Below are 10360 nucleotides of genomic sequence, written 5' to 3'. Positions count from 1 at the left end.
AAGCAGATTTTAATTCGCCATGTTGCAGAGCCCGGAACACAACGTTTGTTGTTGCAAAAACATGATATTGATGTTGCTCGTGATTTGACCCCTGAAGATCTTGCAGATCTGCAAAAAACAACAGATGTTAAAATCGAAGAAGTGTTAGAGCCATCCATGATGTACTGGGGATTTAATATGACAAATCCTATTTTTGCTAAGGAAAAAGTACGTTTGGCGATGCGTTATCTCATAGATTATGAAGGTCTTGGCAAGAAGCTTCTCAAAGGTGTTGGTGTTCCACGGGCCAGTTTTGTTCCTCTTGGCAACTTTGGGGCTTTAGATGAAAAAGAAGGGCAACCCTTTACATTTGATATTGCAAAAGCCAAGCAGCTTTTAGCAGAAGCTGGTTATCCGAATGGATTTGAGGCAAATTTTCTCGTATCAAATGCTCCTTATAGGGTGTTACTTGCTCAGTCACTCCAAGATAGTGCCGCAAAGGCGGGGGTGCGTCTTAAAATTGAACGGATGGCCGGTACACAGTTGTTTTCTAAACTTTATGCACGGGCTTTTGATACGATTTTTGTCGGATGGAATAACGATTCTGCGGATCCTCATACCATGGCTTCACGTCTTGTTTATAATCCAGATAATCGGCTTGAGGCAAAAAACACCGCCTATCCTAGTTGGCAATATGGGTATTTGGATGAAACGATGAATCAAAAGGTTCAGGATGCATTGTTTCAAAAAGATCCACAAAAACGGGCACAACTCTATGCTGATTTACAACGTGAATTGATGCAAAAAGGACCTTATGCGTTTATCTTTCAGAAATATACTGTTATCGCGATGACGCCTGATATCAAAAAGTGGGTTTGGAATAGTGCGCCACATATTTTTTATAGTAAAATTGAAAAATAAGAGTGTCTTCAATGCTGTTCAATAGATAAAGGGCATCGTCATGATATATTTCGGCGTATTGTATAAATTTTAAGCTTTGCAATGCGTCGAAGATCATAGGTAATGCGTGATATATTGTTGAATGTCTTTTCAAGACATTCGTTTAAAGATATTTTTCATTCTCATTAGAGGTGTATTTATGTGGATACTAAGATTGAATATTTCAATTTCTCTGAATTAGAAAGTGGTCAATTTATTTGTTAAAAAACTGAGTATAACATAAAGAAACGAAGTGTAACAAATGTTGTGGAATTTAGTAGTGCTAAAGGTGCAAAGGGTTTGCGATGTTGAAGGAAAGTTTTGTTATGGGTGGGTAAACAAGGGATATCAGTTTTTTATGGCGTTTATATTTTCTTTTGCTTGGAAAGATGATGAGATGCCAATTGAAGGGTGCTGTTTTATGGGGAGTGATGAAAAAATTAAATTTCCTTTTGAAGAAGGAATAAAAGTCGTTGCATTTGGCAAACTAACGAATTTTCCTGTTTTATCAAATCGTCAAATTATTATGAAGGCTCTTTGTTATTAAGGCACTTGAGCCGAAAGGGGTAGTGCTTTGATGATATACAAAACACCGGAAAAAATAAGAGATAAGCTTGCTTAACAAGATAGAGAAAAAATATTGCTTTTATAGTCTTCAATAGTAGGCGTTATGATATCGTGAATAAGCTCTATTGTTGGTGAGCGTTCATTGTATATCAGAGTGTTTTTCTTTGTATGTTTTGGTTTGGCTTATAAGTGTAGGCAGGAGGAGCCATTGGCAAGAGGTGCTTGTTCTTAAAGATTTTAAAACTTGGTTTTTAGAAGCCTATAGTTTGTCTAAACTTAATTATTAAGCACGTTTTGCTGCATGGGGAATTTATACAATAACGTTAAAAGGAAAATTCTATGAACGTGAAAAGAAAAATATTGAAAAAGAGCAGTTCTTTTGTTTCTGTTGTTCTTGCAATGGGGATGTTTGTGCAACAAGTTTCAGCAAAAACACCTACTGATACCCTTGTAATGGCTTTGAATCTTGATTCAATTGAGACTTTTGATCCTGCGCAGATCAATGAACGTTATGGCAATGAAATTATTGCTAATATTTGTGATAACTTAATCGATTCCGCTACAGATGATGCAGCTAAAATAGCGCCTTCTTTGGCAAAGAGTTGGGATGTTTCAAATGAGGGTGGGGGTACAGTTATTACTTTTCATTTGCGTGATGATTTGAAGTTTAATGATGGTCGGCCTGCTGGTGCTCATGATCTTGTTTGGGGGATGAAGCGGGTTGTTAAATTGAAGTTGTCTGCAGCAGCTATATTTAACGAATATGGAATTACAGAACAAAATATTGATTCTACTCTTCAAGCCCCCGATGAGAAAACAGTGGTGATGAAATTTGATAAGCTTTATCCAGCAGAGATCATCCTTGGCCATATTCTTACTACTCGTGTTGCTGCTTTACTTGATCGTGAGACACTTATGAAACACGAACAAGATGGTGATATGGGAAATCGCTATTTGGCAAGTCACGCTGCTTGTGTTGGTCCTTATCAATTAGTCAACTGGCGTTCTGGAGAGGCGATTTTGTTGCGTGCAAGTTCCTATCATTGGGGAGAGGAAGCAAAATTGAAGCAGATTCTCATTCGTCATATTGCTGAGCCTGGAACACAACGTTTGTTGTTGGAAAAACACGATATTGATGTGGCACGTAATTTGATGCCTGAAGATATAACAGATCTCCAAGTAACAACAGATATTAAGATTGAAAAAGTGTTAGCTCCATCTGTGATAATGTGGGGGTTCAATACGACAAATCCTATTTTTGCCAATGAAAAGGTGCGTTTGGCAATGCGCTATCTGATCGATTATGACACTCTGGGAAAGACTCTTCTTAAAGATGTTGGTATTCCACGGGCAAGCTTTATTCCCATTGGTAATCTTGGAGCTTTGGATGAAAAAGAAGGGCAACCCTTTAAACTTGATCTTGAAAAAGCCAAGCAGCTTTTAACAGAAGCAGGTTATCCAAATGGTTTTAAAGCCAATATTTTTGCAGGGAAATCTCCTTATCCTTTTGCTTTACCTATTGCACAGTCTATCCAGGACAATGCAAAAAAAATAGGTGTGCACTTTAAGATTGAACATTTTGTAGGGACACAGTTGTTTTCCAAACTTTATGCACGTAGCTTTGATACAATTTTTATGGGATGGAATAACGATTCTGCAGATCCTTATACAATGGCTTCACGTCTCGTTTATAATCCGGATAATCGGTTTGAGGCTAAAAACNTACAATGGCTTCACGTCTCGTTTATAATCCGGATAATCGGTTTGAGGCTAAAAACACAGGCTATCCTAGTTGGTGCCACGGCTATTTGGATGAAGATATGAATAAGAAGGTTCAGGCAGCTCTGTTTCAAAAAGATCCACAGAAACGGGCACAAATGTACGCCGATTTACAGCGTGATTTTATGCAAAAAGGACCTTATGCGTTTATCTATCAGACATATAGTATTATTGCTATGACACCTGATGTAAAAAAATGGGTGTGGAATAGTGCACCACGTATTTTTTATAATGCCATTGAAAAATAAGCACGTTTAAAATGTTGTAATATACAACAGTGAATGTGATGATAATAACTTCGGTGTTTTGCATAGAGTTTAAAGCTTTGCAAAATATCGAAGTTTATCGGTAAAGTGCATTATAGAGTAACTCGAAGATACTCTTCTTTAGAGAGGGACTATGCATTTTTATAGAATAATTATACATAGATATTAAGATTATAGATTTCAATCTTAAGTGAAGAAAAAAATAATAAATTTGCCGGTTAAAGAAATGGGCATACTGAATATGAGCAGAATTTAGTATTTTGTAGAAAAAGTGAGGGACCTTAAAATGTGCTATTGAGAAAAAAGTTAGTTATATGCAGGTGCGTTGGGGGAATATGGGATTATTGTGGAGCTGGTGCTTCAAATTATACCGCTTTTCCTTAAAAAATGATGAGATGCTGAGACTGCCCTTTAGTATGAGTCCTGGAAAGTCCAAATGTCCTTGTGAGGAAGGAGTGGAATGGCTATGGTTAGAAACTATACTTATGAGAATTGTCAAAATATCGAAGGATGAGTGAGCTTTTAAAGCAACTGAAGTTGGTTCTCTGAGAACCCTTTTGAGAAAATAGCAAAAAGACTTTTAAAGCAGAAGTCCTGTTTGATGCGATAAAAAAATCTTTGGCTTGTATGATCAAAGTTATTGGTGCTGTGACATCACCAACAGGCGCTGTCATTTGTGGTATTATTCATTGTTTATCAGATCATTTTTCGTTGTCTCTTTTGCTTTAGTTTACCAATATTGCTCAAGGGGTTGCTCCTGCTGTTTAAAGGGTTTGATATTTTATCTTTAGGAGGTGTGCTTTAAAAGCCTGATTTTTTTTATTTTTGCACGTTACTGTTGCAAGGAAAATTTATACAACAAACTTTAAAGAGATAAGTCTATGAATTTAAAAAGAAAGATATTTAAAAGGAGCAGTTGTTTTATTTCTGCTTTTATTACTTTTGGGATGTTTGTGCAGCAAGTTTCAGCAAAAACACCTGCTGATACCCTCGTGATGGCTTGGGATCTTGATGCGATCAGTAATTTTGATCCTGCGCAGCTCAATGACCGGTATGGAGCTGAAATTGTTATCAATGTTTGTGATAATTTGGTTGATTCTGCTAAAAATGATGGAGTTAAAATCGTTCCTTCTTTGGCAAAGAGTTGGGATGTTGTAAGCGATGATCAGAGTACGGTGATTACTTTTCATTTGCGCGATGATTTGAAGTTTAATGATGGTCGGTTTGCTGGTGCTCATGATCTTGTTTGGGGAATGAGGCGGGTTGTCAAATTGAAGCTATCTAATGCGGCAACTTTTAATGAATATGGTATCACAGAACAAAATGTTGATAAGGCTTTTCAAGCCCCCGATGAGAAAACAGTGGTGATGAAATTTGATAAACCTTATCCAGCAGAACTTATTCTGAGCAATATTTCTAGGAATCGTACTGTTGCTCTGCTTGATCGTGAGACACTTATGAAACACGAACAAGATGGTGATATGGGAAATCGCTATTTGGCAAGTCACGCTGCTTGTGTTGGTCCTTATCAGTTAGAAAGTTGGCGTCCTGGAGAAGGGATTTTGTTGCGTGCAAGTACCATTTATTGGGGAGAGGCACCCAAATTGAAGAAGATCTTAATTCGTCATATTGCTGAGCCTGGAACACAACGTTTGTTGTTGGAAAAACACGATATTGATGTGGCACGTAATTTAACGCCAGAGAATATAGCAGATCTCCAAAAAACAACAGATATTAAAATTGAAAAAGTGTTAGTTCCATCCCTGATAGTATGGGGGTTCAATACAACGAATCCTATTTTTGCCAATGAAAAGGTGCGTTTGGCAATGCGTTATTTGATCGATTATGACACTCTGGGAAAGACTCTTCTTAAAGATGTTGGCATTCCACGGGCAAGCTTTATTCCTCTTGGTAATTTTGGGGCTTTGGATGAAAAAGAAGGGCAACCCTTTAAACTTGATCTTGAAAAAGCCAAGCAGCTTTTAATAGAAGCGGGTTATCCAGATGGTTTTGAGGCCAATATTTTTGCAGGAAAATCTCCTTATCCTTTTGCTTTGCCTATTGCTCAGTCTATCCAGGATAATGCAAAAAAGATAGGTGTGCACTTTAAGATTGAACATTTTATCGGTACACAGTTGTTTTCCAAACTTTATGCACGTAGCTTTGATACAATTTTTATAGGATGGAATAATTCTTCTGCGGATCCTCATACAATGGCTTCACGTTTTATTTCAAATCCTGATAATCGGTTCGAGGCTAAAAATACAGGCTATCCTAGTTGGTGCCACGGCTATTTGGATGAAGATATGAATAAGAAGGTTCAGGCAGCTCTGTTTCAAAAAGATCCACAGAAACGGGCACAAATGTATGCTGATTTACAGCGTGAATTAATGCAAAAAGGACCTTATGCGTTTATCTATCAGACATATAATATTATTGCTATGACACCTGATGTTAAAAAATGGGTGTGGAATAGTGCACCACGTATTTTTTATAGTGCAATTGAAAAATAAGAAGGTATCAAGTTTATAAAATATAAAAAACATGATCATGATATATTTGATGTATTGCAAAGCTCTTTAACACTTTGCAATACGTTGAATTTTATCGGGAATGGATTACTATGTTGTATCGAGAATTTTATTTCAGGAATTCTTATGAAAGATGCTTTTGTGTGGATGTTAGGATTGAATATTTTAACTTCTATTGATACAATTTTCGGATGAAATAATGACTCTAGACATCCCCATATAACGGCTTCAAGTTTTTTTTACAACCCTGATAATCGATTTGAAATTAAAAATATAAGCTGTTCTAGCCGGTGTTATGGGTATTTTGATGAAGCTATAAATCAAAAGTTTAAAGATGTGTTGTTTCAAAAAGATTCACAGAAACGGGCGTAAAGAATTGAAAAATGGTAAGTTTGTTTAGTGAAAAAACAGGTGTAACAAATGTGGCAGAATTCACTGTTTCCGAAATAGCAGGGGCTCTAAAGCGTGTTGTTGAAGAAAAGTTTGGTTATGTACGGGTGCTTGGGGAGATATCAGGGTACCGTGGTACTCATGCTTCGGGACATGCTTATTTTGCTTTAAAAGATGATAAGGCACGGTTGGAAGCTGTTATTTGGCGTGGAGTTATGGAAAAGCTCAAATTCCCTCCTGAAGAAGGGATGGAAGTAGTTGCTGTTGGTAAACTTACAACTTATCCAGGGTCATCGAAATATCAAATTGTCATTGAGGCTCTTGAACCAACGGGGGTTGGTGCTTTGATGACACTTCTTGAAAATCGTAAGAAAAAGTTTTTAGAAGAAGGCTTGTTTGATGAAGAAAAGAAAAAACCTTTGCCTTATATGCCTCGAATTTTAGGCGTTGTAACATCACCAACAGGTGCTGTTATTCGTGATATTATTCATCGTATATCCGATCGTTTTCCGTTGCATATTTTGGTTTGGCCTGTACGTGTTCAGGGGGAAACAAGTGGGAGGGAAGTGGCTGTTGCTGTTGAAGGTTTTAATGCTCTTGGTCCAGGTGGACTTATTCCAAAACCTGATCTTATTATTGTTGCACGGGGAGGAGGAGGTTTAGAAGATTTGTGGGGGTTTAATGACGAAGCTGTTGTTCGTGCTGTTTATGAATCTTCTCTTCCTGTTATTTCTGCTGTTGGGCATGAAACGGACTGGACCTTGATTGATTATGTGGCTGATTGGCGCGCTCCAACTCCTACCGCCGCAGCAGAACGGGCTGTTCCTGTTAAGCTTGATCTCGAGGTGCTGGTGGCATCGCTTGATGCACGTTTGCGCAAGGGACTCGCGCGTTATTTGGATTTTTATCGACAAAAATTGCGTGCTACTCTACGAGCTCTTCCGACTGCCGATCAACTTTTTGCTTTACCACGGCGTGGTTTAGATGAAACTTCAAGTCGATTGCAGCGTGCTCTTTGTGTAAGCTACGATAAAAAACGTTTTTCTTTTCATGCACTTGGTGTGCGTTTTTCACCGCGTTTGTTAAATAGTGAAAAAGCACAACGCAATACAAAGGAATATACGGCACGTCTTCAGCGTGCTTTTGTGCGTAGTGTGGAAAAACAACGTGCTGGGTTAGAGGTAGTATCTAGGCTTTTAAGAAGCACTTCATATCAGAATATTTTGGAGCGCGGTTTTGTTTTGGCTTTGGGGAAAGATCATAAGCCCATTAAACGATTGGTTCAGTTTCCTGAAACAGGGCAAATAAATTTACGCTTTTTTGATGGAGATATCAGTGTTGCAACACAAGAGCCTATTTCCGCTAAAAGATCAAAACACAAGCAGATAAAGTCACCAAGCGATGATCAAGGAACTCTCTTTTAATACGGTTAATGCCATGCTTGCGGAAGGTCTTCTTAAGGGAGTGGATGAAAAAGTTCGTTGCGCATGGGCTGGAACGGATCCACTTTATTGTGCTTATCATGATACCGAATGGGGAAAGCCTATTTTTGAGGATATTCGTTTGTTTGAGAAAATTTGTCTTGAAGGTTTCCAAGCGGGGCTTTCTTGGTTTACAATTTTAAAAAAACGCTCTTTTTTTCGCGTTGCATTTGATCACTTTGACTTTGAAAAGATTGCTCATTATGATGAGCTGAAGGTGCAAATGTTAATGCAGAATAAAGACATTGTTCGCCATCAAGGAAAAATTCAATCAGTGCTTAATAATGCATTGAGAGCACAAGAAATTATAACAGAGTGGGGGAGTTTGTCCCACTATTTTTGGTCTTTTCAACCACCACAATTGGAGCGTTATGAAAAAATAGATTTTCAAACACTGTTAGCTAACCCTATGACACCTGCTTCTCTTCGTCTTTCTCAAGACTTGAAGAAACGTGGTTGGACATTTGTTGGCCCCACAATTTGTTATGCTTTTATGCAGTCCGTAGGAATTGTTAATGATCATCTTGAAGGATGTTTTTGTCGATAAATTGGCAAACTTTCTTTTGTAAGAGTAATGATTAATAGGATAATAATTGAATTATTTAATAAATGTATAAATTATACAATTCCGCTGTATAAGATAATTGAAATATACAAACTATACAATATTAATGATTTTCTATTGTTGTTGGCACTAAAAACGATAAAGGTATAATTTTGAGGATGAAAAAACAGATGCAAAAAGGAGTGATATCTTAACTGTTATGTATCTGAAGTGAGATAATGGTAATGTCTTGTATGTTTTAAAGAAACATTTAGTACACCAAAGCCCATTTCGCGACGCAGCCCGTGAATGGTATGACAGATAAGTCCATAATGCACTCCATCTTTAGGTTTATGAAGGAGCAAATCGGCACCATCACGCATTTACTAGCTCTCAGTGTTGTGAAACAGTCTTTGGCATTTGTAATGGTTCAGAAGAGTTTTTTTATTTCCGTTAATAACGTGACTGTTATAATTAATGAATATTTTATTCATGTTTGTTGACGAATGCAAAGTGGTTGTTAGATGGGGTGCTGTTGTTGCATTGTTTTTCTTTGCTTGTATGACTGTTGGTTTATTTATATGTAGGTTGATTGTCCAATGCTTACCTAGGCAATATAAAATGAAATGCAGCGATGAAAAATTGAAGTTAAATGACTCAAGCTGCTTGTGTTGGGTTTTATTATCTGATAGCTTTCCTCTATTAGTAGAGTGATCTTGCCGCGTGTGCGCTCCAATTTTTTGGAAGATGATTAAGCTCATGCAGGCTTGTATCCACTACATTACTTCGTTGAATCTCTGTATGTTTCCGCTGGAAACGAGAGTTCTGTTGCGGTATGTTGTTTTCTATTCTATTTTTATAGTGGTAAAGCAATGATGCACGCCAAAGTTTAGAAGGGTTTATATTCGTTATGTCTTTAGGGGGGAAACGTCTAATGAATTTTGTTTTTATCAATGGGGGGATGCATTTTAGTGTATATTCTTTTATTGTAAGCTTTATTTCTCAAAAGATAAAGCGTGGAAGGAATGATTCTTCTCATTTTTCCTTTATCTTTGTTAACGCGTTTGGTTTTGTTGGTAAAAACGTAAAACTTTTGACACTTATTGTGGGGGATAGCGTTTTAGAAAAGATATTTTCTTATGTCTTTCTGCTGTTTCAGTGCCGTTTTGGTCATGTAGTAAAGATGTGCCACATCTTGAAACTGAGTGTTTGAGGGGGATGACTATTTTTAAAGTTTGCATATTTTATTTTAAATGTCGCCTAAAGGAATAGAATAATGAATTCATAAATTTTTGCGTAATGATTTTTTTAAAGCTCACTATTTTTTTGGGCGACAAGGCTTATTGATGATTAATAGGGAACTGATATAGTGCATTATCATATGCAAAGAGGTTATGAAAAGAATGTAATACTGGTTAGCAAAACATATATTGCATGTTCGTTATGGTTTATTGAGACGTAAGTCAATGAATTTATCAAGTAAATGACTCTGTGTAGGTGACTAAAAATATAGGCGATTAGAACGTATTTATTCAATGTTATAATTATAAATTTGCTATATTATTTCAGCGTCATTAATTGATAAAAATAAATAAAGGGAAAAGTTTATGAACTTGAAGAAAACAATATTGAAAAGTAGCAGCTCTCTTGTTTCTGCTCTTATGGCATTGGCGATGGTTGCACAACAAGTTTCAGCAAAAACACCGGCTAATACCCTTGTGATGGCTTGGAATCTTGATGCAATCAGTACGTTTGATCCCGCACAACTTAATGATGTTTATGGAAGTGAAATTATTTACAATATTTGTGATAATTTGGTCAGTACTGCGACAGATGATCCTGCTAAAATGGTTCCCGCTTTAGCAACACATTGGGATGTTTCAG

6 protein-coding genes and 2 pseudogenes are annotated in these 10360 nt (G+C 37.0%); 7 read left to right on the top strand and 1 reads right to left on the bottom strand.

Going from position 1 to position 10360, the window contains the following annotated elements:
* The 6 genes and pseudogenes from ACFIJW_RS08030 to ACFIJW_RS08000 form a co-directional block, all read left to right on the top strand.
* On the top strand, positions 1-900 hold a 900-nt coding region (locus tag ACFIJW_RS08030; protein ID WP_375633888.1), incomplete at its 5' end, for an ABC transporter substrate-binding protein.
* 376 nt (positions 901-1276) lie between these two features.
* Complete coding sequence (locus ACFIJW_RS08025) at positions 1277-1465, top strand: hypothetical protein (protein WP_375633886.1); 189 nt, start codon at positions 1277-1279, stop codon at positions 1463-1465.
* A 359-nt stretch (positions 1466-1824) separates the two neighbouring features.
* A pseudogene (locus ACFIJW_RS08020) lies at positions 1825-3512 on the top strand (ABC transporter substrate-binding protein).
* Positions 3513-4411: 899 nt separating this feature from the next.
* A complete protein-coding gene (locus tag ACFIJW_RS08015) occupies positions 4412-6043 on the top strand; it encodes an ABC transporter substrate-binding protein (RefSeq protein ID WP_375633885.1) in 1632 nt (543 codons plus the stop codon).
* Positions 6044-6444: 401 nt separating this feature from the next.
* Positions 6445-7875, top strand: coding sequence for an exodeoxyribonuclease VII large subunit (gene xseA / locus ACFIJW_RS08005; RefSeq protein ID WP_375633883.1), 1431 nt, complete (start codon positions 6445-6447; stop codon positions 7873-7875).
* Positions 7853-8479: a DNA-3-methyladenine glycosylase I gene (locus tag ACFIJW_RS08000; protein ID WP_375612273.1), complete on the top strand. Its 627-nt coding sequence runs from the start codon at positions 7853-7855 to the stop codon at positions 8477-8479. Before xseA ends, ACFIJW_RS08000 begins: the two co-directional genes overlap by 23 nt.
* Positions 8480-8694: 215 nt before the next feature.
* Here ACFIJW_RS08000 and ACFIJW_RS07995 read toward each other — a convergent pair whose 3' ends face one another.
* The gene (locus tag ACFIJW_RS07995; RefSeq protein WP_375630526.1) at positions 8695-8859 is read right to left on the bottom strand and encodes a hypothetical protein; all 165 of its coding nucleotides are present in this window, start codon (positions 8857-8859) and stop codon (positions 8695-8697) included.
* Between the two features lie 1224 nt (positions 8860-10083).
* Here ACFIJW_RS07995 and ACFIJW_RS07990 point away from each other — a divergent pair.
* A pseudogene (locus tag ACFIJW_RS07990) lies at positions 10084-10360 on the top strand (ABC transporter substrate-binding protein); the annotation flags it as partial.

The sequence above is a fragment of the Bartonella sp. MM97QHHN genome (assembly GCF_042194285.1).
In the GTDB taxonomy this organism is placed as follows: Bacteria; Pseudomonadota; Alphaproteobacteria; order Rhizobiales; family Rhizobiaceae; genus Bartonella.
Note: the sequence above shows the minus strand (reverse complement) of the source record. Positions and strands in the feature narration are given on the sequence as shown.

Coding starts and splice junctions, on each gene's coding strand:
- ACFIJW_RS08025 (WP_375633886.1), top strand. CDS start 1,277: ATGGCGTTTATATTTTCTTTTGCTTGGAAAGATGATGAGATGCCAATT.
- ACFIJW_RS08015 (WP_375633885.1), top strand. CDS start 4,412: ATGAATTTAAAAAGAAAGATATTTAAAAGGAGCAGTTGTTTTATTTCT.
- xseA (WP_375633883.1), top strand. CDS start 6,445: ATGGTAAGTTTGTTTAGTGAAAAAACAGGTGTAACAAATGTGGCAGAA.
- ACFIJW_RS08000 (WP_375612273.1), top strand. CDS start 7,853: ATGATCAAGGAACTCTCTTTTAATACGGTTAATGCCATGCTTGCGGAA.
- ACFIJW_RS07995 (WP_375630526.1), bottom strand. CDS start 8,859: ATGCGTGATGGTGCCGATTTGCTCCTTCATAAACCTAAAGATGGAGTG.